Below are 23,141 nucleotides of genomic sequence, written 5' to 3'. Positions count from 1 at the left end.
ATGCGCCTGTTTCCTGAACTCGCCACCTGTCACGACGTTTCTATTCCTGAGCTGCTCGCCAGCCGGGATGAGAGACAAGCAAGACAGCGCGCCTGGCTAACGCGTCACGCTACTCCGCTGGTCTCCTTTACCGTGGTAGCGCCAGGCCCGATGAAAGACAGCGCGTTAACCCGCCGGATCTTTAATCACGGCGTGGCTGCCCTGCACACGCTGGCAGAAGAGTATGGCTGGACTATCCGGGAGCAGGCTACACTGGTTTCCGCCAGCGGGCCGGAAGGGCTGCTGGCGATTGACGCGCCCGCTCAGGCGCTCAAACAGGCGACCATCGCACTTGAACAGCGTTATCCACTGGGGCGCCTGTGGGATATCGATGTCCTGACGGCGGAAGGCGAAATACTCTCCCGCCGCCATTTCGCGCTTCCCGCTCGCCGCTGTCTGCTGTGCGGGCAAAGCGCGGCTGAATGCGCGCGGGGTAAAACCCACGCGCTGACTGATTTACTGATTCATATGGAGGCGCTGCTGCATGATGCCGATTCCTGCCAACCCGACTAACGCCTCCATTCAGCCTCAGTCGCTGTATGACGCCTGGGCCGATTTGGCCTGGCGCGCCATGCTGACCGAGGTAAATTTATCGCCAAAACCCGGTCTGGTAGACCGACTAAACTGCGGCGCGCACAAAGATATGGCGCTGGCGGATTTTCACCGCAGCGCGGAGGCGATTCGACACTGGCTGCCGCGCTTTATGGAATATGGCGCCAGCTGCACGCGCCTGCCGCCAGAGTCAGTTCTGGCGGGCCTGCGTCCATTGGGGATGGCCTGTGAAGCAGCGATGTTTCGCGCAACGGCGGGCGTCAATACCCATAAAGGCAGCATTTTCTCGCCGGGGTTACTGTGCGCCGCCATTGGCCGCCTGTATCAGCTACGCCAGCCGATCACCGCAGAAACACTCTGCGCTACCGCCGCCGATTTTTGCCGCGGCCTGACCACGCGCGAACTGCGCCAGAACAACCTACAGCTCACCGCAGGCCAGCGGCTGTATCAGCAACTGGGATTAACCGGCGCGCGCGGTGAAGCGGAAGCGGGCTATCCGCTGGTCATCCGCCACGCGTTGCCGCACTACCGCGCATTGCTGGCGCAGGGGCGCGATCCCGAACTGGCGCTGCTTGATACCTTACTGCTGCTGATGTCACTTAACGGCGATACCAACGTCGCGTCGCGCGGCGGGGCGGACGGTCTGCGCTGGTTACAGCAGCAGGCGGCGGTCTTATTACATCAGGGCGGCATACGGACGCCTGACGATCTCGTTTATCTCCACCGGTTCGATCAGCAATGCATTGAACGCAATCTCAGCCCAGGCGGTAGCGCCGATCTGCTGATCGTGACCTGGTTTTTAGCGCAAATTTCGCAAGTTAATCATTAACACAATTATAGAAAATATCCTTTCCGGAGAGTCATTTATGTCTTTATCCAAAGATAATATATGGAAGTTGTTGGCCCCATTAGTGGTGATGGGCGTCATGTTGCTAATTCCTGTTCCAGATGGTATGCCGCCGCAGGCCTGGCACTATTTTGCGGTTTTCGTCGCGATGATTGTCGGTATGATCCTGGAGCCGATCCCGGCGACAGCGATCAGTTTTATCGCCGTAACCATTTGCGTTATCGGCAGCAATTACCTGCTATTTGACGCTTCAGAACTGGCCGATCCGGCGTTTAAAGCCAGTAAACAGGCGCTGAAATGGGGGCTTGCCGGTTTCTCCAGCACCACGGTCTGGCTGGTTTTCGGCGCGTTTATTTTCGCGCTGGGCTACGAAGTGACCGGGCTGGGGCGCCGCATTGCGCTGTTTCTGGTAAAATTCATGGGTAAACGCACGCTGACGCTCGGCTATGCGATTGTCATTATCGATATTTTGCTGGCGCCGTTTACTCCCTCCAATACGGCTCGTACCGGCGGGACTGTCTTCCCGGTCATCAAGAACCTGCCGCCACTGTTTAAATCGTTTCCAAACGATCCTTCCGCACGCCGCATCGGCGGTTATTTGATGTGGATGATGGTGATCAGTACCAGCCTGAGCTCTTCGATGTTTGTCACTGGCGCGGCGCCAAACGTGTTAGGTCTGGAGTTCGTCAGCAAGATCGCCGGGGTCCAGATTAGCTGGCTGCAGTGGTTTCTCAGCTTTCTGCCGGTAGGGATTATTTTACTGATCGTTGCGCCGTGGCTCTCCTATGTGCTTTATAAACCTGAAGTGACCCACAGTGCGGAAGTCGCGGCCTGGGCTGGCGGCGAGTTAAAAAACATGGGGCGTCTGTCCCGCAAAGAGTGGACGCTGATTGGCCTGGTGCTGCTTAGCTTAGGATTGTGGGTTTTTGGTGGAAAAATCATCAACGCCACTGCCGTGGGTCTGCTGGCCGTCTCGCTGATGCTGGCGCTGCATGTTGTGCCGTGGAAAGACATTACGCGCTACAACAGCGCCTGGAACACCCTGGTGAACCTCGCTACGCTGGTGGTCATGGCCAATGGCTTAACCCGCTCCGGCTTTATTGACTGGTTCGCCAATACCATGAGTACGCATCTGGAAGGTTTCTCGCCGGATGCAACCGTGATTGTACTGGTACTGGTGTTCTATTTCGCGCACTATCTGTTCGCCAGTCTTTCCGCTCACACCGCGACCATGCTGCCGGTCATTCTGGCGGTGGGTAAAGGCATTCCGGGCGTTCCGATGGAACAACTGTGTATTCTGCTGGTGCTGTCTATCGGTATAATGGGCTGTCTGACGCCGTATGCCACCGGCCCTGGTGTGATTATCTACGGCTGCGGTTACGTGAAATCCAGAGACTACTGGCGGCTTGGCGCAATCTTTGGCGTTATCTATATCGCGATGCTGTTGCTGGTGGGCTGGCCGATTCTGGCAATGTGGAATTAAACATTACGCCAACGCAGGTTAAAAATGATGCCGTTCAGGTTCACCTGAGCGGCATTTTTTATGATTAAATGGGTAACATTCATAATGTGTATAAATTATCGAATTCATCATGAACACAATATGGCATTACAGTCCGCTGCTGGCTGCCCTCTTAACCCCGATTTTTGCCGCCAACGCCGACGAACTTCAGGCGCAACAGTACGGTGATTTCACTGACTATGTGCTGGCGCTTTCCTAGCAAACCGGTTTTTGTCAAAGCCAGCATGAACGCCACCATCGGGAGCCCGATGAGTGCCGTCTGCAAAAAGAGCCAGCCAACAAAGCAGACTTTCTGACCGTCCACGGCCTGTGGCCAGGATTACCCAAATCTATCGCCGCACGCGGTGTTGGCCAGAGACGCTGGCAGCGCTTTGGTTGTGCGACGCGGCCAATCCCGAATCTGCCTGAAGTCAAGGCCAGCCGGAAATGCTCAGCCTCCGCCCCCGGACTTTCGCCTGACATCGCGGCAGCGCTTAAGGAAGTGATGCCCGGCGGGGGGGGGGAATTCCTGTCTGGAGCGCTACGAATATGCCAAACATGGCGCCTGTTTCGGGTTTGATTCCAATGCCTATTTCGGCACCATGATACGGCTGGATAAGGCGATAAAAGACAGCGCACTGGGGCAGTTTCTGACGGATAATTACGGCAAAACCGTTAGCCGCGCTGAGTTTGATAGCGTCGTCGCACAAATGTGGGGCCAGGATAATGTCAAAGCCGTTAAAGTAAACTGCCATGGCAATCCCGCCTATTTAACAGAGATTCAGTTTTCATTAAAGGCGTCGATGATTAACGCGCCGCTCTCCTCTGCCTCATTCCTGCCGCAGCCGCATCCCGGCAACTGCGGGAAACAGTTTATTATCGATAAAGCCGGTTATTGACGAAGCAGAGGTTTAAAACCGTAGCCACATTTGAGAACACGCCCGAATGTAGACTAAAATTCACTCAGGGCTATGACGTTTGAGGATTTACCCGAATGTGAACTAAATCACTTCAAAGACGGGGTAAGTCTCAGTATCATCATGAGAGTTAAACCCTCGCCGCCAGACGGTGAGGGTTTTCTTTTGGGACCATTTACCTGCACTACTCGCAGTATCGATGACATGGAGTAAGAAATGTCCAGACCCACTATTATCATTAACGACCTTGACGCCGAACGTATTGATCGTCTTCTGGAACAGCCTGCGTATGCGGATCTGCCGATTGCCGACGCGCTCAACGCCGAACTGGATCGCGCGCAAATGTGTTCGCCACAAGAGATGCCGAACGATGTCGTCACCATGAACAGCCGCGTTAAATTCCGCAATTTGAGCGATGGTGAAACACGCGTGCGGACGCTGGTGTACCCCGCCAATATGACGGACAGCAGTACCCAGCTTTCGGTAATGGCGCCCGTCGGCGCGGCGTTGCTGGGACTGCGCGTCGGCGACACCATTCACTGGGAACTGCCGGGCGGCGCCTCCACCCATCTCGAAGTGCTGGAACTCGAATATCAGCCTGAAGCCGCGGGCGACTTCCTGCGTTAAACCATCTGCATAAGCGTTAATGCGTTTACACAGAGGATGCCTGCGCATCCTCTTTCCGTTAGCCCTTTCATTTCTGCCTGCTTCAGACAACGCCGCCTGGCATCGGGTTGACTACTCCCGTCGCCTGTTTCTGCGCCGCTTGTGCCGACGTCGCTCCCGGCACCAGAATGACCTTCCGGCACTCTTCTTCGCGTTTTTCGAAAATTTCGTAGCCGCGCGCCGCCTCTTCAAACGGCATATAGTGCGTGACAATCTCCTCCGGCTTCAGCAACCCTTTTTCAATAAGCGGTAATAATTCCCCCAGCCACGCGTGAACATGGGTTTGACCCATTTTAAAAGTTAGCCCCTTATCAAAGGCGTCGCCGAATAAAAAGCCGTGAATAAAACCGGCATACACGCCGGGCACGCTGACCACGCCGCCGCGTCTGACCGCCGCGATACATTGTCGCAGCGCTTTGCCGCTGCTGCCTTCCAGTTTAAGGTTCGTCAGCACCGTCTCCGTCAAGCTGCCTTTCGCTTCAAAGCCTACGGCATCAATTACCGCGTCCACGCCGCGGTGTCCTGCCGTCTGCTCGATGATTTTTTCCGCCGGATCGTTCTCATCATCGAAGTTGATCGGTATCGCGCCGTAACGTTCTTCGGCGAAACGCAGGCGCCAGGCGTGGTGATCAACGACGAAGATCTGCTCCGCGCCCAGCAGTCGCGCACAGGCGATAGTCAGTAATCCTACCGGCCCTGCGCCAAAAACCGCCACGCTGGAACCTTGCTGAATCTGGGCATTTTTTGCCGCCTGCCAGGCGGTAGGCAAAATATCAGAAAGAAACAGCGCCTTATCGTCAGATAACAGCGGCGGCACCTTAAATGGACCAACATTACCTTTTGGCACGCGAACATATTCGGCCTGTCCGCCGGGAACGCCGCCATACAGATGGCTATACCCAAACAGCGCCGCCGGTGGCGGGATCTGTTTTTTATTCATCGCCGCGCCGTGTCCGTCGTTAGTGTTTTCACACGCTGAATATTGCTGTAGCCGACAGAAAAAACAGTCACCACAGGCAATGACAAACGGGATAACGACCCGATCCCCTTTCCGAATATTCTTCACATCATGTCCGGTTTCCACCACCTCGCCCATAAATTCATGGCCAAAAATATCACCATGTTTTACCTGTGGGATCTTGCCGCGATAGAGATGCAAATCAGATCCGCAAATCGCGGTGGCGGTAACACGCAAAATGATATCGTCAGGCTGCTCAATGCCGGGATCGGGTACGTTTTCAACCTTTACGTGATGTGGACCGTGATACGTCAATGCTTTCATGCAGCCTCCGGGGTAACGGTGAATATTGCGTTCGACTATAAAAGGGTAGCTATCCCGGAGAGACTGCCGGAAAAACAGGCGGCTTTAGGATTTTTCCTGGAAAATACACGACTTTTTTAACGTCAGGTTGTCGCAATATTTAAAATTGCCAGACAAATAGCAGAAAGAAACATTATTATATGCTTGAATAAATTCAGTATTGATTAACAGGGAGTAACGGGTATGTATAAGACAATCATTATGCCGGTTGATGTTTTTGAAATGGAACTTAGCGATAAAGCCATTCGCCACGCTGAGTTTCTGGCGCAACAGGATGGCGTCATTCATCTGTTGCATGTACTGCCTGGGTCCGCGAGCATGAGTCTGCACCGCTTTGCCGCCGACGTGCGTCGCTTTGAAGAACATTTACAGCATGAGGCGGAAACGCGTCTGCAAACGATGGTGGGACACTTCAGTATCGATCCTTCACGAATTAAAACGCATGTTCGCTTTGGTAGCGTGCGCGATGTCGTCAATGAGATGGGCGAAGAACTGGATGCGGATGTCGTGGTAATCGGTTCGCGTAATCCGTCCATCACGACACACCTGTTGGGGTCTAACGCCTCAAGCGTGGTGCGCCATGCGACGCTGCCGGTATTGGTTGTGCGTTAACCCTGGTGGCTAAAAACTGACACGCCCTGCCAGGTCACGCCTGGCAGGGCTTTTTACTACATCATCGTTAGTACAAATGCCCGATATTCACAATAGTACTCACCGTGTCGCCAAAAAAGACTAGCCGACTCAGAAATACGCCGACGAATAACAAGACGAACAGGAGTTTCGGGCGCGAATCACCGTGACGGCTGGCGACAAAAGCGAGCGCAAGGCAGACCAGGCTTGCCAGATAAAACGGTGAAGCCAGCCATGAACGCGCCGTCATCTGCATGACCGTTCCCCCGCTTAACCACACCAGCGGCGCCGCGATAAGTACCGCGATACACACCACAACTCCCTGGCGTAACGCAGGAACGGCAGGCCTGAGTTTTAACAGCGGAATCGCCGCGCAACCCATGACCCATACCGTAATAAAAAATAACAGCATGGTAAATCCATTAGCGATAGCCACCATCGCTGGCGCGGCGTAGGTCATTCCCTGCACCGCCACCAGTAACACGCCGAACACGGAGGCGATAAGAGCCATCGCTTTATGTCCCTTTGCCAGGAACGTTACGCCGACCGCTGCGCCAAACAACGTGGCGCCAAGGATTTCCCGACTTAACCAGGCATGTCGCAGGTTAATCAGCGCATTATAAGCGCGATCGGGATGCGCCAGATGCAGAATCGCGGCAATAGACGCCAGTGCCAGCACCAGCCCGATGGCCAACCAATAGAAACGCTGGCCTTCCACTTCACCACGCAGCGTACGCCATGTCAGTACCAAAGCCATCCCGACAGACATCTGGCTTAATACCGTAAAAAACACCAGCGGCAGTTCATATTTTTCCATTACTTGTCCTCCGGCTGCTTAGGCTGGCGCGCCAGAATAAAGCGCGTTCCTGGATTAAGCTGTGGCATATGCGGGAACCCTGGCGGATACTGCACCGCATTATCGGGCACAGGATCGGCATCCAAATCGATAATCGACAAGGCGCCCACCGGACAGGCGTTTACGCACGCCGGATTCATACCGATATCAAGACGCTCGTAGCACATACTGCATTTTTCCGCTTTACGCGTCTCTTCATTAAAACGCGGCGCGCCATAAGGACAGTTACGAATACAGTTTTTACAGCCGATGCAGCGCTCAGGGTTATGCACCACCACGCCATCTTCACGTTTGGTATAGGCTTCGACCGGACAGGCGGCGACGCAGGCCGGATGTTCGCAGTGGCTACAGGCCAGCGAGTAAAACGCCCGCTCTTCATGTGGATAGATGTCTTTATCCAACGGATAAACGTAGCGCCAGAAGCGATCCGGCTCCAGTTGGTTAAAGCTTTTACACGCCATAGCACAGCCGCGGCAGCCGATGCACTTATCGCTATTCACTAAAAACGCACGTCTCATGCTACGGATTCCCCTTTACCGATCAATACAACGTCAGCAAACTGACTGTGGATAGCGGCGCCCGGCGCGCCAGTTTTCATCAGCCCCATATCAGCAGGCGTATCGGCCACGACGTTTTGCACGTTGTACTGCCGTTTCGGGAACCACGCTTCATACATCACCAGAAAATCTTCCGGCACGTTGGTGGTGACTTTTGCCCGCAGCTCAACTTCACCGGTGCCATTGAAAACTTTGACCAGATCGTTCTCTCTGATGCCCTTTTTCTTCGCGGAAGAAGGATGGATATAAACGAACGGTTCCGGGTAGAACACCTGCATCCAGTCCAGGTTGATAAACTGCGAGTGCAGGCCAAACTGCACGTGCGGCGTAAACAGATGGAAAGGCAGTTTGCTCTCGGCTTCCGGTTTGTATTCCGGCAGCGCGGTGTGGCCGTTTTTCTCCGCCAGTTCAGATTTAAATTCATACTTGCCTGACGGCGTTTTGAACTTGCGATCGTACCAGGCGGCAGAACTTGGCAGGATCGCTTTTTTCGGCCCGTCCAGCAGATCGTCCCAGGAAGAGATGCCAAACATTTTCGCCATACCGTCGTTGAACTCCTGATCCAGCCAGCGCTTGTGATCGAACTCTTGCGGGAAGGTACAGGAACCCGGCGCCATCTTATTAATGGTGCGCGACAGCATGGTAGCGATTTCAAGGTCGCATTTTGCTTCATACATCGGCTTAATCGCCGGCTGATTAATGGAAAGCCAGTAGTGCCAGTAAGAAGCATCCACGTTCCACTCTTCAAACGCGGTGGTAACGGGCAGCACGATATCAGCGTGTTGCACCGTTTCGTTGAAGAACTGATCGGCGCAGACCACCATTTCCAGTTTTTCAAACGCTTTTTTCATCTTGCTGCGATCGAAATCCTGGGCAAACGGGTTTTTACAGGCGACCCACAGCATACGAACCGGCGGATCGTTGGCCTCCAGAATCCCCTGCGCCGTCTGGTTAATATTCAGGGAGCGATCGGAGTACTGCACGGCGTCGCTGCCAGCGGCAGCCCCGAATTCACTGGTGGTGCCCGCCGCTCCCGGTATACCAATAGCGCCCTCCGGCGGCTTCTGCAGCATGGCGTTATAGTTAAAGCCCCAGGTATGCAGATGGCCATAACGCGCGCCGCCGCCTTCGACACCGATGTTGCCGGACATAGCGACAAAGGCATCGATAGCGCGAACGTTGGCGCCGCCGTTGACATGACGCTGCATCCCGTAACCAATCCAGACCGTGGCCGGCTTAACCGCCGTAAACTCTTCCGCCAGCTGGCGAATGACATCCGCAGACAGGCCGCAGATTTCTGATGCCCATTCCACGGTGACGTTATTGCGCAGATAGGCTTCAAATTCCGGATAGCCGTGAGCATCGTTGTTGACAAAATTCTGATCCACCAGGCCTTTATCCACCAGATGACGCGCCATTCCCAGCGCCAGCGCGCCGTCTGAGCCAGGCCGCACGCGCAGGTAGAGATCGGCTTTGGCGGCAGTCTGCGACAGCAGCGGGTCGATAACCACGACCTTCGCCCCTTTCTCGCGCGCCTGATAGATGTACTTCATGCTGTGCATTGAGCACCAGGCCGGGTTGGCGCCCCAGATAATGATGTATTTCGCTTTCACCATATCTTCCGGGTCGTTACACCACATGTCGCCCATGTCGTAGTTTTGCGCGTCGATGCCGGCAGGCCAGCACGGCGTACCGGCAAAACGGGTGGTGTAGCCAAGCGAGGACATCATCCCTTCAACGGCATAGTTCAGCACGCCAAACTTACCGGAATATTTGGTCAGCGCCAGACCGAGCATAGAACCGTCTTTTTTCTTAATCTCCAGCATTTTGGCGGCAATGCGCTGCATCGCCTCTTCCCATGAGATGCGACGCCAGTTGCCGCTACCGCGAACGTCCTACGCCATGGGATATTTAATACGATCGGGGCTATAAACCCGGCGCGGATAGCTTAACCCTTTGACGCAAGGGGTACCGTGAGTAAATGTTGATTCCGGCGCGCCTTCCACGAAAGTAATGACTCCGTCCTTTACCCACGTCTTGAGGCTACAGGTGTCATAGCAGTTACGCGGACACGCGTTACGATAAATTTTGTACGTTTTAGGGTTAAAGGGAACAGGCGGCTGCGCAAGCGCGCATCGGGAGGTCAGTAATCCTCCGGGTAAAGCCGCAACGGTGCCCAGTGCCACTATCCCCTTTAAAAAAGAACGTCTGTTCAGATGTCCCGTCTCATTACTCATATTGATACTCTCGTTTTAATTCATCAAGCCAATAAAATAAGATGTCCGCCACCGTATATAACGTGGTCGTTTGTGCATGAGTTTTTATTTTTTCGATATATAATGGCACCCACTTTGTTAAATAGTTATTGATATATTGAGTGAGAGTAGAGCGGTATGGTGACGTTTGCCGGGTATTAGCCAGTAATAGTGTGGTCAATTCCAGCACGCAGGAAATATGATCGTCAGGGATATTGCTCTCCTGATTAACCGATAATCCCAACGCTGCCATAAACTCCCGTATCTCCAGCGTCGCCTTTCCCATCACCAGCGCATCGTCCTCCAGATACACTGAAGCGAAAGGCGCAGCCAGCAGCTTGCCAGGACCGACGAATAGCGCATTAAAGTCATACTCCGCTTCCAGCCACGCCCGGTCGGTAAGGTTTACCGCAGCAGAGGGATTTAATCTCACGTAGGCAGATTTCAGTGAATGACTATCATGAGAATTAAAAAAATCACGCAATGTAAGCCCTGTTTTTTCTAATTCCGTCAGTGATTCATAGATTGAATCCATGAATAAATAACCTCACATACAAATGCAATATAAATCAAGAAAAAAGAATGGGCATGTTAGCGGAAGCGCTTAATCTTTCTTTGATAAAAAAACAGAAAAATTCCAGTTAAATCCGTAGAAGGCTTTTTTATTGTTTCAAAGTTTAAAAACAGAAGACCGTTGAAATAAAAAACCGTCTGTTATTAACAGACGGTTTCAGAGTATTGATAATGAAGAAGGTGTTTTACCCGGTGGCGTTCCCCAGGCATAAACACCGCAGGCCCGAATAGCTTACACTATCGGGCCATTTACGATGGCCAGTTAACTGGCCTTGCAGGTGTGCTTACTTCTTTTTATGCGATTTTGGTGCGAATCAGATAATCAAAGGCGCTCAACGAGGCTTTCGCCCCTTCGCCTGTGGCGATGATAATCTGTTTGTAAGGAACGGTGGTGCAATCGCCTGCGGCGAAGATGCCCTTAACGCTGGTTTCACATTTGGCGTCAATAATGATCTCGCCCATGCGGTTACGCTCAAGCGCGCCTTCCAGCCAGTGGGTATTCGGCAACAGACCAATCTGCACAAAAATCCCTGCCAGCGCGACGCTATGAATATCGCCGCTGACACGGTCACGATACTCCAGTCCCACCACTTTCGAACCGTCGCCCTTCACTTCTGTCGTTTGCGCATTCAAAATGATATCGACATTTTTCAGACTACGCACTTTGTCCTGTAGCACCTGATCCGCCTTCATCTCCGGCGCGAACTCCAGCAACGTAACATGTTCTACAATACCTGCCAGATCGATAGCCGCTTCAACGCCAGAGTTGCCGCCGCCGATGACCGCCACACGCTTCCCTTTAAATAACGGACCGTCGCAGTGCGGGCAATAGGTGACGCCTTTGGTGCGATACTGATCCTCGCCCGGCACATTCATATTGCGCCATTTCGCGCCGGTGGCGATGATGATACTGCGCGCTTTCAATACTGCGCCGGACGCCGTTTCAATCTGATGCAGGCCACCTTCTGTCGCGGCCGGAACCAGTTTACTTGCGCTCTGGCTGTCGATAACGTCAACGTCGTAATCGCTGACATGCGCTTTCAGCGCGCCCGCCAGTTTCTGGCCTTCGGTTTTCGGCACCGAGATATAGTTTTCGATATCCACGGTATCCAGCACCTGACCGCCGAAGCGCTCGCCCATCAGACCGGTACGGATGCCTTTGCGCGCCGAGTAGACCGCCGCCGCCGCGCCCGCCGGGCCGGAGCCGACAATCAGCACGTCATACGCATCGCGTTTGTTCAGCGCTTCCGCCGCGCGTTTTTCTGCGCCAGTATCCACTTTGGCGACAATCTCGGTCAGAGTCATACGTCCCTGGCCGAACTCTTTACCGTTAACAAATACCGCCGGAACACCCATCACGTTACGTTCGGTGATTTCGTTCTGGAAGGTGCCGCCATCAATTGCCGTATGTTTAATACGCGGGTTCAGCACCGCCATCAGGTTCAGCGCCTGCACTACGTCCGGGCAGTTATGGCAGGAGAGTGAATAATAAGTTTCGAATTCAAAATCGCCGTCAATATCGCGAATCTGCGCCAGCAGCGACTGCGCTTCTTTTGACGGATGACCGCCGGTCCACAGCAGCGCCAAAACCAGCGAGGTAAATTCGTGGCCCAGCGGAGAACCGGCAAAGCGCGGCCCTTGCTGAGAACCTGGATTCGTAATCAGGAAAGACGGCTTGCGCACCGGCAGAGTATTGTCTTCTTTAAACGTGACTTTGTCGGACAGCTCGGCGATTTCAGCCAGCAGTTCCTTGATTTCCGCCGATTTAGCGCTGTCATCCAGCGTGGCAATCAGCTCAACAGGTTTGGTCAGTTTCTCAAGGTAAGCCCTGAGCTGGGTTTTCATATTTGTGTCGAGCATTCTTCTTCCCTCTCTGAAAACATCATCATGCAAGCCGACTTCGCGGGACTGCATTAATGCAACTTGCGTCATGGTGCTGAAATGAAACGGGCGCGGGTGCGCCCATGACTGAAACAATTTCCAAAGTATTTCACGTCAGAGTAAGGCGGCTAGCCTGAGAATCCCCGGGAGCTTACTGAAGTAAGTGACCGGGGTGAGCAGGCGACGCCAACGCAGCTATGGCGTGAAAGACGACGGAAATTTAGATTTTACCGACCAGGTCTAAAGATGGAGCCAGAGTCGCTTCGCCTTCTTTCCATTTCGCCGGGCATACTTCGCCTGGGTGAGCGGCAACGTACTGTGCTGCTTTAATTTTACGCAGCAGGTCAGACGCGTCACGGCCGATACCTTCAGCGGTAACTTCGATCGCCTGGATGATACCCTGCGGGTCAACAACAAAGGTCGCACGGTCTGCCAGACCTTCATCTTCACGCATGTTGTCGAAGTTACGGGTCAGGGCGCCAGTCGGGTCGCCGATCATCGCATATTTGATTTTTGCGATAGTTTCAGAGCTGCTGTGCCATGCTTTGTGCGTGAAGTGAGTATCGGTTGAGACGGAATAAACGTCTACGCCCAGCTTCTGCAGTTCTTCGTAATGGTCGGCAACGTCACCCAGTTCAGTCGGGCAAACAAAGGTAAAATCGGCCGGGTAGAAGAAGAAGACGCTCCAGCGGCCTTCGGTATCTTTCTCGGTGACTTCAATGAATTCACCGTTTTTGAACGCCTGGTTTTTGAAAGGTTTGATTTTGGTGTTAATTAAGGACATCTATACTTCCTCCGTGTTTTCGTTGAGGAGTAAGTTAACGAAATTTTGCTGATTCGGCTAATGCGTTTCCATTATCAAATCAATAAGCGTTAACTAACAACCCGATTCGGGCGACATTGTGAACACTGCGCCCTGTCAGCCATCTAAAGTAAAAAGGCCGCCTGACAGGCGGCCCCATTACCTGAACTACCCGTAGGTAACTTCAGAGCCAGTACGACTCGTCTTGCAAATTACAGACGTATTGTCTGCAACTCGAAATCCATAGCGTATATGCTGGCTAAGTGTTGCGCTCTACATTACCTTAACAAAGGCTGTAACAGCGAAAAGGATTACATCACCCCAGCACAGAAAGGGCAATCCTGGCACGCCAGCTCTTACCTATGTCTGTGATAGGCATCATCATTAATACTCTTTTCGCTTTGATATTAAAAGGAAAAAATATGATTAAACGTACATTGCTGCTTGCTATGCTGCCCATTCTCGCCCACGCGGAAGAACTGCCTGCGCCGGTTAAAGCCATTGAAAAACAGGGTATAACTATCCTGAAATCCTTCGAGGCGCCGGGGGGCATGAAGGGCTATCTCGGAAAGTATCAGGATATGGGCGTCACGATTTACCTGACGCCGGACGGTAAACACGCGATTTCCGGCTATATGTATAATGAAAAAGGCGAAAATCTTAGCAACGCCCTGATAGAAAAAGAGATCTATGCGCCGGCCGGACGTGAAATGTGGCAGAAAATGGAAAAAGCGTCATGGATACTCGACGGTAAAAAAGACGCGCCGGTGGTGCTGTATGTCTTCGCCGACCCTTTCTGCCCCTATTGTAAGCAGTTTTGGCAACAAGCTCGTCCGTGGGTCGAATCCGGCAAGGTACAATTACGCACATTACTGGTCGGCGTGATTAAACCGGAAAGCCCGGCCACAGCCGCAGCGATTTTAGCCGCGAAAGACCCGGCGAAAACCTGGCATGACTATGAAGCCTCCGCAGGAAAGATGAAGCTGGAGGTTCCGGCGTCCATCCCCCCGGCTCAGATGAAAGTCATTAATCAGAATCAGCAGCTAATGGACGATCTTGGCGCTAACGCGACGCCAGCAATTTATTACATGAATAAAGATAAGATTTTGCAACAGGTTGTGGGTTTACCGGAAAAAGCGCAACTGGACGCCATGATGGGGCAGCCTTAACGCAGAAATTAGCAAAGCTGGAGCTTAACCGTACCACGCCCGATAGCGCTACGTTTGTCGGGCCAACCTCTGACTGGCATTAACGCAACGCCAGACCAGCATGTCATCCGACACAGCCTTTTTAGACTAACGGCGTGGTTATAAAAGTGTACGTTATGTCCGCCTTTACTGTAATTATTTACTCGCTAAAATATTCATAACTGTGGTATTTTAGTTTAAATAAACTCTACATTAAGTTTAATAAACATAACTCTGGTAAATTATTGAGATTAAGTCATAATCATGGAAGATACCATGATAATGCCGGGAACATACTATGGCTAACCTTTACGACCTTAAAAAATTTGATCTTAACCTGTTGGTTATATTTGAATGTATCTATCAACATTTAAGCATTAGCAAAGCAGCAGAAACACTCTATATTACACCTTCTGCCGTAAGCCAGTCATTGCAACGCCTGCGCACGCAATTCAACGACCCTCTATTTATTCGTTCAGGCAAAGGAATTACGCCTACCGTAACAGGCATTAATTTACATTATCATTTAGAAAATAATCTTAACAGCCTGGAACAAACTATTAATATAATGAATCAGTCCAGCCTGAAGAAAAAATTTATTATCTACAGCCCACAGCTGTTGATCACCCAATATGTGATGAAATTAGTTAAATATATCCGCAAAGATCCACAGGTTGAAATTGAACATCACGACATTTTGACCACTGACGAACTGCCTGAAGATCTGCTTGCCTACCGCAAAGCAGATATTGTGGTTTCAATGGCCCCACTGAATAATCGTTCTATTGTTTGTACTCACTTTAATAGGCTAGAATGCATCCTGGTTTGCAGTGAAAACCATCCCCGACTAGGCGACACCGCCACTATCGACGAAATTCTACAAGAGTCATTTACGCAACTCGTCTCCCGGGCAACCGGTATGAAAGAATATCATTCACTTATGGATGATGTGCTGGGGGAAAGAATAATTGGTTTCAGAAGCAAATCGCTGATGACCATCGCCAACTCTATCAGCTCCACGGAGCTTATTGGTTTTTTACCACAAACATTTTTTGACTATTACTCTTCCTCTATCAAACTTAAAAAAGTCACCATACCTTTTACCATTGCTCCCATACAATTCTATCTTATGTATAATAGGGCTTCGCTGAATAATAGCGGATTTGCTGAGCTCATTGAGCACATCACAAAAAAACATTAATAAGAAGGTCAGATAACGGATATTAATATAAATTTAATGTATATGTTTATGGAATATATTTATTTTACAAATATAATAAAGCATTGCAAGTTCATCTAATCTGCTTATCCTTTATGTTAATTATTTCGAATATACTGAAGTTAACACATCGGAGACTATCCAGAGATGTCGGTTTATAAAGTTCCGCTCGAGCAAAATGTTCTGGAAGCGGCTCAAGAGCGTATAATGTGGACCCTGGAAACCTTACCCCGGGTCTGCGTCTCATTTTCTGGTGGTAAAGATTCAGGACTTATGTTGCACCTGACGGCAACGTTGGCGCGCAAAATGAATAAAAAGATCCATGTTCTCTTCATTGACTGGGAAGCGCAATTCTCCTGTACCATCGTCTATATTGAATCGTTACGTGAATACTACGCGGACGTTATTGAGCGTTTTTATTGGGTCGCATTACCCTTAACCACACAAAATTCCCTTTCACAATACCAGCCGGAGTGGCAGTGTTGGCAGCCGGGTACCGACTGGGTACGACAACCGCCAGAAGATGCGATTACCGATCCGGCCTTTTTTTCCTTTTATCAACACGGCATGACCTTTGAACAGTTCGTTCGCGATTTTGCCGACTGGTTTTCAGAAAAACGTCCTGCCGCTATGCTGGTCGGTATTCGTTCCGACGAATCCTATAACCGATTTGCCGCTATCGCTAACTCGCATAAGCTGCGCTTTGCCGACGATAAGCCCTGGACCACGTTAGCCCCTAAAGGGCACACCTGGTATATCTATCCCATCTATGACTGGAAAACCGCAGATATCTGGACCTGGTTCGCCAAAACAGGTAAACCATGTAACCCTTTGTATAATTTGATGTATCAGGCTGGAGTGCCGCCCCGTTACATGCGTATTTGCGAACCGTTCGGCCCGGAACAACGACAGGGGTTATGGCTGTATCATGTTATCGAACCTGAGCGCTGGGCGGCCATGTGCGCCAGAGTCAGCGGCGCACTCAGCGGAGGAATATACGCCGGACAAGACAGCCATTTTTACGGCCACCGGAAAATTTTAAAACCCGATCACCTTAACTGGGAAGAGTACGCGCTGCTCCTGCTACACAGTATGCCTGAAGTCACTGCCGAACATTACCGTAATAAAATCGCCGTTTATTTGCAGTGGTATAAGAAAAAAGGCATGAACACTATTCCACAAACGCAGCATGGCGATATCGGATCGCGCGATATTCCGTCGTGGCGACGGATCTGCAAAGTATTACTGAACAATGATTACTGGTGCCGGGCGCTGTCATTCAGTCCGACAAAACCTAAGAATTACCAGCGTTATAACGAACGTATGAAAGCTAAACGCCAGGAATGGGGGATCTTATGCAACACCGACTCACAACCGAAATAATTCACTTTCTCTCTGAACTGCCTGAAGAGGAGAGGATCGCCGCCATTAATGAATTTAGAATGGCGATACATAGCGTTAGTCCTTTTCGCGATGAGCCTGTCGATTGTGTCCTGTGGGTGAAAAACGATCATATTTCACCTAATGACTACAACCCGAATAACGTTGCGCCGCCGGAGAAAAAACTGCTGCTTAAATCGATTGAACAAGATGGGTTTACTCAGCCGATCGTGGTGGTAAAGGCCAATACGGAGGAGTACGAGATTGTAGACGGTTTTCACCGTCATGAGCTGGGCAAAGGAAAAGCGGCCCTGAAAAGGCGTCTGAAAGACTACCTGCCGATAACGTGTCTGGACAGAGAACGTCACGAACGCATGGCGGCAACCATTCGGCATAACCGCGCGCGCGGGCGCCACCAGATCCACGCCATGTCAGAAATCGTGCGCGAACTTTCTCTGCTAGGCTGGGACGAGAGCAAAATCGGCCAGGAGTTAGGTATGGACGCCGATGAAGTCCTGCGCCTGAAACAGATCAACGGCCTGCAGGAGCTTTTTGCAGACCGTCGATTCTCCAGAGCGTGGACGGTTAAATAACTACAGTTTACACAGGCGCTCTGCGGCGGCCAGCAGCGTTGATTCCTGTTTAGCGAAACATAAACGTATAAGCTGATGCGGGAAAGGGGCGGCGCAAAAGACAGAGAGCGGAATAGCGGCGACACCGACTTCTTCGGTTAGCCACTGACAAAACTCAACGTCATTTAGCGTCGACACAGCGCTGTAATCGATTAACAGAAAATAGGTACCTTCACAGGGCAGCACTTTTAATCGGCTTTGCGCCAGCGCGTTAACCAACACATCGCGTTTTTTCCGGTAAAAATCGGGTAACGCGCGATAGTGTTCCGGCGCGGCGCGCAGCATATCCGCCAGCGCCAGTTGCGCCGGCGTATTGACGCAAAACGTCAGGTACTGATGAACTTTGCGTATTTCGGCGCTAATGGCCGCAGGCGCAACGCAGTAACCAATCTTCCATCCCGTCATATGAAAGGTTTTACCAAACGATGAAACGGCAACCGCCCGCTCTCGTAACTGCGGGTGCGCCAGTACGCTGGCATGACCTTCGGCGGCAAAACAAATATGTTCGTACACTTCATCGCTTAATACATAAATTTCCCGCTCGCCGATAGCCTGCCACAGCGCCTCGATATCCGCCTGGCGCCAGACGGTAGCGGTGGGATTATGCGGCGTATTGAGGATCACCAGTCGCGTGCGCTCGCTAAGCAACGCCGAAAACGCCTGCCAGTCGACGCGAAAATGCGGCGGCGTAAGCGCTATGCGTTTTAACACGCCGCCGGAGAGCGCCACGGCTGGGGCATAGCTGTCGTAACTGGGATCGAAACAGATAACCTCATCCCCTGCCCGCACCAGCGCGGTAATCGCCGCATACAGCGCTTCTGTCGCGCCCGCTGTGACGGTGATATCACTGACGTCATCGGGTCGATAACCATATATTTCCGCCGTTTTATCGGCAATGGCCTCCCGCAGCGCCTGCGCCCCCGTCATCGGCGCATATTGATTCGCGCCCTGCGCGACATGATAAGCCAACCGCTCGTGCAAATAACGAGGACCATCAAAATCAGGGAAGCCTTGCGATAAATTTATTGCCTGATGTTTCTGCGCCAGCGCGCTCATTTGCGTAAAAATCGTGGTACCAAGATTTGGCAATTTGCTTTTTGGAATCAGTGGGTTATTTCTCATTATCTTCATACCCGCCAGTGATGTGGTTGTTGACACACTATCACAGGGTGTTAGTATTTGGCAATCAAGACGTTTAGATGTCTAAATATAATAACAACGGTGAGAAGACCCTAAGGACAACACAACATGAACCACACTGAGATCCGCGTCGTTACCGGCCCGGCGAATTATTTTTCCCATGCAGGAAGCCTCGAAAGACTGACCGACTTTTTCACGCCGGAACAGCTTTCCCACGCCGTTTGGGTGTACGGCGAACGCGCGATTGCCGCCGCCCGGCCTTACCTGCCGGAAGCGTTTGAACGTGCTGGCGCAAAACATCTGCAGTTTACCGGCCATTGTAGCGAACGCCATGTTGCCCAACTGGCGCACGCCTGCAACGACGATCGTCAGGTGGTGATAGGCGTCGGCGGCGGCGCGCTGCTCGATACCGCCAAAGCGCTCGCCCGCCGTCTGGCGCTGCCGTTTGTCGCTATCCCGACCATCGCGGCGACCTGCGCCGCCTGGACACCGCTTTCCGTCTGGTATAACGACGCGGGACAGGCGTTACAGTTCGAAATTTTTGATGATGCCAATTTTCTGGTGCTGGTCGAACCGCGCATTATTCTGCAGGCGCCCGATGACTATCTGTTAGCTGGCATTGGCGATACGCTGGCGAAATGGTATGAAGCCGTTGTGCTTGCGCCGCAGCCTGAAACATTGCCATTGACCGTAAGGCTGGGCATTAACAGCGCGTGCGCTATTCGCGATCTCCTGCTGGACAGCAGCGAACAAGCATTAGCGGATAAACAGCAGCGTCGGCTGACCCAGGCATTTTGCGACGTGGTGGATGCGATTATTGCTGGCGGCGGTATGGTCGGCGGCCTCGGGGAACGCTATACCCGTGTCGCCGCCGCCCATGCGGTACACAACGGTCTGACCGTCCTGCCGCAAACGGAAAAATTCCTGCACGGAACGAAAGTGGCTTATGGCATTCTGGTGCAAAGCGCGCTACTGGGACAAGATGACGTGCTGGCGCAATTGATTGCAGCGTACCGGCGATTTCATCTGCCGGCCAAGCTTAGCGAACTGGACGTGGATATTCATAACACCGCCGAGATCGATAGGGTCATCGCGCATACCCTGCGCCCGGTCGAATCCATCCACTATTTACCGGTGACGTTAACGCCAGACACCCTGCGTGCGGCGTTTGAAAAAGTTGAATTTTTCAGAATATAGCCTGGTGACGTTGCGTTTATCAGGCCTGGCAACCATCAGCAGCAACGCGCGCCGCCTTTTCCACCATAGCGCGCATCCTGCCGCTCGCGGAAAAATTCTTCATAGGTCATCGGCGTCTGATCCGGATGCGTTATGCGCATATGCTCAACATAGTTGTCGTAGTCTGGCACGCCAATCATCATTTTTGCGGCCTGTCCCAGATATTTTCCGGCTTTCGAAAGCGTATCGAACATCGTTGTCACCTGTCATCCAAATGCCCTCTCCTTATTCTGGAGAGGGCTATTGATGTAAAAAGATTAGTGCGCGCCTTTCGCCTGCGTCACGATCTCATCCACATTTTCCGGCATCGGCTCATACGGCGTTTCATTCGCCGTCGGTTTATCAATCTTCAGAGCGGCCAGCGCCGTCTTAATAGAGAAGACCGCCAGCACCACGACCACCACCATAAAGAAGATGGTTAGCCCGGCATCCAGACGGTTATTGAATACCAACTGCGCGAGTTGCGATTCGGTGTACTGCGGCGGAATATTGCCGCTGTCGATCATCGCCTGGAACTTATTGGCAATGGCCAGGAAGCCGATTTTCGCATCCGGACTAAACGCTTTCTGCCAGCCCGCCGTCAGCGTACAAATCAGCAGCCAGGCCGTCGGCACCAGCGCGACCCACGCATAACGCTGACGCTTCATTTTGAACAGTACCACGGCGCAAAGCATCAGCGCCATACCCGCCAGCATCTGGTTAGCGATGCCAAACAGCGGCCACAGGGTGTTAATACCGCCCAACGGATCGACCACGCCCTGATGGAGGAAATACCAGCACGCACAATGCCGTAGCAAGCAGGTTCGCTGGCAGCGAATCGGTACGTTTCAGCCCTGGCGACACTACGCCCAACAGATCCTGCAACATAAAGCGCGCCGCACGGGTACCCGCATCTACCGCCGTCAGAATAAACAGCGCTTCAAACAGAATGGCGAAGTGATACCAGAACGCCACATCCATCATGCCGCCCAACGCGCCATGTAAAATGTAGGCCATCCCTACCGCCAGCGTTGGCGCTCCGCCTGCGCGGGAGATAATGGATTGTTCGCCGACTTCATTGGCAATCTGGTGTAACGTATCCGGCGTGATAGCGAAACCCCAACTACTGACCACCTGCGCGGCAGAAGCCACGACATCCGCTGTCCCCGCTGGCGCCAGTACCGCCATCGGGCTATTCATCGCAAAGTAAACGCCCGGATCGATAATACAGGCCGAGACCAGCGCCATAATGGCGACGAAAGATTCCATTAACATCCCGCCGTAGCCGATAAAGCAGGCCTGGCCTTCGTTGGCCAACATCTTCGGCGTCGTGCCGGAGGAAATGAGCGCATGGAAACCGGAGACCGCGCCGCAGGCAATGGTAATAAACAGGAACGGGAACAGGTCGCCCGTCCAGACCGGTCCGGTACCATCAACAAATTTGGTCAGCGCCGGCATAGTCAGCGTCGGACGCATGATCAGAATCCCGACCGCCAGACCGACAATCGTACCAATTTTCAGGAAGGTAGAGAGGTAATCACGCGGCGCGAGCAGCAGCCAGACCGGCAGTACCGCCGCGACAAAACCATACCCCACCAGCATCCAGGTAAGCTGCACGCCAGTAAAATCAAAGTACGGCGCCCAGGTTGGGCTTGCCGCCACCCATCCGCCGGAAATAATAGCGAAAATAAGAAATACCAGCCCAATGACCGACACCTCGCCGATGCGCCCCGGACGCAAATAACGTAAGTAGATGCCCATAAAAATCGCCAGTGGAATGGTGAACGCGACAGTGTACGTTCCCCACGGGCTATGGGTCAGCGCTTTCACCACGATCATCGCCAGGACGGCCAGAATGATCACCATGATCATAAAGCAGGCCACCAGCGCGATCACCCCTGCCGTCGCGCCCATCTCCTCTTTAACCAGCTCGCCAAGCGAACGCCCATCGCGCCGGGTCGAGACGAACAGCACCATAAAGTCCTGCACCGCTCCCGCCAGCACGACGCCCGCCAGCAGCCAGATCATCCCCGGCAGATAGCCCATCTGCGCCGCCAGTACCGGCCCGACCAGCGGACCTGCGCCAGCAATGGCCGCAAAATGGTGACCGAACAGCACTTTTTTATCGGTCGGGACATAATCCAGACCATCATTATGACGTACCGCGGGCGTCATACGCGTTGGGTCAACCGCCAGCACTTTTTTGGCGATATAGAGCCCATAAAAACGATACGCAATAAGATAGACACAGACCGACGCCACCACGATCCATAGCGCGTTGATCTGTTCCCCACGATTTAACGCAATATAGCCCAAGGCAAACGCACCCAATACTGAGAGCGCTGTCCAGACGAGGTATTTCCCTGATTTATTCATAGTTGTTGTCCGTTTGGGTGTTCCAGAGAGATGTTACATTTTGTTTCTATAACACCTTTACCGTAATTAACAACACAACAACATGATAAAACCGGATCGTTACCAATTTTTTACATTACAGTATTAACCAGATCACTTCCTTTCTTCGTTAATGCTGCAATTGCATTTTACTTTGCCAGAACTATCCCATTACCGCCGTTCCCAGGCGACAGGTGCAGCAGCGCCTCCCTTGCTCGTCAAAGAGCGTAATTTCCCAGCTTTGATTCTGCCGCCCCAGATGCAGCGGCAGGCAAACGCCGCGTACTTTCCCCTGCGAGACGGCGCGGTGGTGGGTGGCGTTTAACTCGGTCCCGACCACGCACTGCCCGTCGCGGGTCATCAGATAACCGGCCATTGATCCTAACGTCTCCGCCAGCGCTGCCGATGCGCCGCCGTGTAGCAGACCAAACGGTTGATGAGTGCGGGCATCGACGGGCATTTCCGCCTCCAGCACGTCATCGCCCAGACGGGTGTAAACAATGCCCAGATGCGCCACCAGCGTGTTCTGACTGGTAGCGTTCAATTCATCCAGCGTTAAATGCCGTTTCCAGATCAT

The 23,141-nt window shown here is 52.5% G+C and carries 19 protein-coding genes and 3 pseudogenes; 11 read left to right on the top strand and 11 right to left on the bottom strand.

The genetic code is table 11. The annotated features are described in order from the left end of the window. The 5 genes and pseudogenes from citX to rnk all read left to right on the top strand — a co-directional run bounded on the left by citX (position 1) and on the right by rnk (position 4,483). The gene (gene citX, locus ACFK9X_RS07475; RefSeq protein ID WP_151116026.1) at positions 1–552 is read left to right on the top strand and encodes a citrate lyase holo-[acyl-carrier protein] synthase; all 552 of its coding nucleotides are present in this window, start codon (positions 1–3) and stop codon (positions 550–552) included. Then, a complete protein-coding gene (citG, locus tag ACFK9X_RS07470; protein ID WP_151116023.1) occupies positions 524–1,420 on the top strand; it encodes a triphosphoribosyl-dephospho-CoA synthase CitG in 897 nt (298 codons plus the stop codon). The genes citX and citG overlap by 29 nt, the downstream gene beginning before the upstream one ends. Before the next feature lie 37 nt (positions 1,421–1,457). Then, complete coding sequence (citT, locus tag ACFK9X_RS07465; protein ID WP_000059029.1) at positions 1,458–2,921, top strand: citrate/succinate antiporter CitT; 1,464 nt, start codon at positions 1,458–1,460, stop codon at positions 2,919–2,921. 109 nt (positions 2,922–3,030) lie between these two features. Beyond that, a pseudogene (gene rna, locus ACFK9X_RS07460) lies at positions 3,031–3,838 on the top strand (ribonuclease I). A 234-nt stretch (positions 3,839–4,072) separates the two neighbouring features. Continuing rightward, positions 4,073–4,483 carry a nucleoside diphosphate kinase regulator gene (rnk, locus tag ACFK9X_RS07455; protein ID WP_000089748.1) on the top strand — a complete coding sequence of 137 codons (411 nt, stop codon included), beginning with the start codon at positions 4,073–4,075 and terminating at the stop codon, positions 4,481–4,483. A gap of 82 nt (positions 4,484–4,565) precedes the next feature. On the opposite strand, the gene ACFK9X_RS07450 is transcribed toward rnk, so the two are convergent. Next, the gene (locus ACFK9X_RS07450; protein WP_000646116.1) at positions 4,566–5,804 is read right to left on the bottom strand and encodes a zinc-dependent alcohol dehydrogenase; all 1,239 of its coding nucleotides are present in this window, start codon (positions 5,802–5,804) and stop codon (positions 4,566–4,568) included. 222 nt (positions 5,805–6,026) lie between these two features. Between ACFK9X_RS07450 and uspG the strand changes: the two genes are divergently transcribed. After that, complete coding sequence (uspG, locus tag ACFK9X_RS07445; RefSeq protein ID WP_000278499.1) at positions 6,027–6,455, top strand: universal stress protein UspG; 429 nt, start codon at positions 6,027–6,029, stop codon at positions 6,453–6,455. Between the two features lie 67 nt (positions 6,456–6,522). On the opposite strand, the gene ACFK9X_RS07440 is transcribed toward uspG, so the two are convergent. The 6 genes and pseudogenes from ACFK9X_RS07440 to ahpC all read right to left on the bottom strand — a co-directional run bounded on the left by ACFK9X_RS07440 (position 6,523) and on the right by ahpC (position 13,379). Further along, entirely contained in the window at positions 6,523–7,290 is a 768-nt protein-coding gene (locus tag ACFK9X_RS07440; protein WP_151116021.1) for a dimethyl sulfoxide reductase anchor subunit family protein, read from the bottom strand. Continuing rightward, on the bottom strand, positions 7,290–7,847 hold the full coding sequence (locus tag ACFK9X_RS07435) for a 4Fe-4S dicluster domain-containing protein (protein WP_151116019.1): 558 nt from the start codon (positions 7,845–7,847) through the stop codon (positions 7,290–7,292). Before ACFK9X_RS07435 ends, ACFK9X_RS07440 begins: the two co-directional genes overlap by 1 nt. Beyond that, a pseudogene (locus ACFK9X_RS07430) lies at positions 7,844–10,123 on the bottom strand (molybdopterin-dependent oxidoreductase). The gene ACFK9X_RS07435 and the pseudogene ACFK9X_RS07430 overlap by 4 nt, the downstream one beginning before the upstream one ends. After that, positions 10,116–10,676, bottom strand: a complete 561-nt coding sequence (locus ACFK9X_RS07425) for a molecular chaperone (protein ID WP_000377428.1) — start codon at positions 10,674–10,676, stop codon at positions 10,116–10,118. Before ACFK9X_RS07425 ends, ACFK9X_RS07430 begins: the two are co-directional and overlap by 8 nt. Positions 10,677–11,008: 332 nt before the next feature. After that, the gene (gene ahpF / locus ACFK9X_RS07420) at positions 11,009–12,574 is read right to left on the bottom strand and encodes an alkyl hydroperoxide reductase subunit F (protein ID WP_151116017.1); all 1,566 of its coding nucleotides are present in this window, start codon (positions 12,572–12,574) and stop codon (positions 11,009–11,011) included. A 241-nt stretch (positions 12,575–12,815) separates the two neighbouring features. Then, positions 12,816–13,379 (bottom strand): alkyl hydroperoxide reductase subunit C, encoded by a 564-nt coding sequence (gene ahpC, locus ACFK9X_RS07415; RefSeq protein WP_000052802.1) that lies wholly within the window; start codon positions 13,377–13,379, stop codon positions 12,816–12,818. A gap of 440 nt (positions 13,380–13,819) precedes the next feature. Between ahpC and dsbG the strand changes: the two genes are divergently transcribed. The 4 genes from dsbG (at position 13,820) to ACFK9X_RS07395 (ending at position 17,776) form a co-directional block, all read left to right on the top strand. Continuing rightward, on the top strand, positions 13,820–14,566 hold the full coding sequence (gene dsbG, locus ACFK9X_RS07410) for a thiol:disulfide interchange protein DsbG (protein ID WP_000597122.1): 747 nt from the start codon (positions 13,820–13,822) through the stop codon (positions 14,564–14,566). 316 nt (positions 14,567–14,882) lie between these two features. Then, positions 14,883–15,785, top strand: a complete 903-nt coding sequence (locus tag ACFK9X_RS07405) for a LysR family transcriptional regulator (RefSeq protein ID WP_000002497.1) — start codon at positions 14,883–14,885, stop codon at positions 15,783–15,785. A 165-nt stretch (positions 15,786–15,950) separates the two neighbouring features. After that, complete coding sequence (locus tag ACFK9X_RS07400) at positions 15,951–17,186, top strand: phosphoadenosine phosphosulfate reductase (protein ID WP_151116015.1); 1,236 nt, start codon at positions 15,951–15,953, stop codon at positions 17,184–17,186. Continuing rightward, entirely contained in the window at positions 17,159–17,776 is a 618-nt protein-coding gene (locus ACFK9X_RS07395) for a ParB/RepB/Spo0J family partition protein (protein ID WP_151116013.1), read from the top strand. The genes ACFK9X_RS07400 and ACFK9X_RS07395 overlap by 28 nt, the downstream gene beginning before the upstream one ends. Here the strand turns inward: ACFK9X_RS07395 and ACFK9X_RS07390 are convergent, their stop codons facing one another. Next, positions 17,777–18,937, bottom strand: a complete 1,161-nt coding sequence (locus ACFK9X_RS07390; protein WP_001245592.1) for a pyridoxal phosphate-dependent aminotransferase — start codon at positions 18,935–18,937, stop codon at positions 17,777–17,779. It lies immediately after the preceding gene. Positions 18,938–19,063: 126 nt separating this feature from the next. Here ACFK9X_RS07390 and ACFK9X_RS07385 point away from each other — a divergent pair, with 126 nt between their 5' ends. Beyond that, positions 19,064–20,152 (top strand): oxidoreductase, encoded by a 1,089-nt coding sequence (locus tag ACFK9X_RS07385; RefSeq protein ID WP_151116011.1) that lies wholly within the window; start codon positions 19,064–19,066, stop codon positions 20,150–20,152. A 35-nt stretch (positions 20,153–20,187) separates the two neighbouring features. Here the strand turns inward: ACFK9X_RS07385 and ACFK9X_RS07380 are convergent, their stop codons facing one another. The 3 genes and pseudogenes from ACFK9X_RS07380 to entH form a co-directional block, all read right to left on the bottom strand. Further along, positions 20,188–20,385 (bottom strand): YbdD/YjiX family protein, encoded by a 198-nt coding sequence (locus ACFK9X_RS07380; protein ID WP_000460619.1) that lies wholly within the window; start codon positions 20,383–20,385, stop codon positions 20,188–20,190. Between the two features lie 63 nt (positions 20,386–20,448). Then, positions 20,449–22,546 (bottom strand): annotated as a pseudogene (gene cstA, locus ACFK9X_RS07375) (pyruvate/proton symporter CstA). A 181-nt stretch (positions 22,547–22,727) separates the two neighbouring features. Further along, positions 22,728–23,141 (bottom strand): proofreading thioesterase EntH, encoded by a 414-nt coding sequence (gene entH / locus ACFK9X_RS07370; protein WP_000637966.1) that lies wholly within the window; start codon positions 23,139–23,141, stop codon positions 22,728–22,730.

It is taken from the genome of Salmonella sp. WC3 (assembly GCF_042932255.1).
In the GTDB taxonomy this organism is placed as follows: Bacteria; Pseudomonadota; Gammaproteobacteria; order Enterobacterales; family Enterobacteriaceae; genus Salmonella; species Salmonella enterica.
The sequence above is the reverse complement of the archived record's forward strand: the minus strand, read 5'-3'. Positions and strand labels throughout refer to the sequence as shown.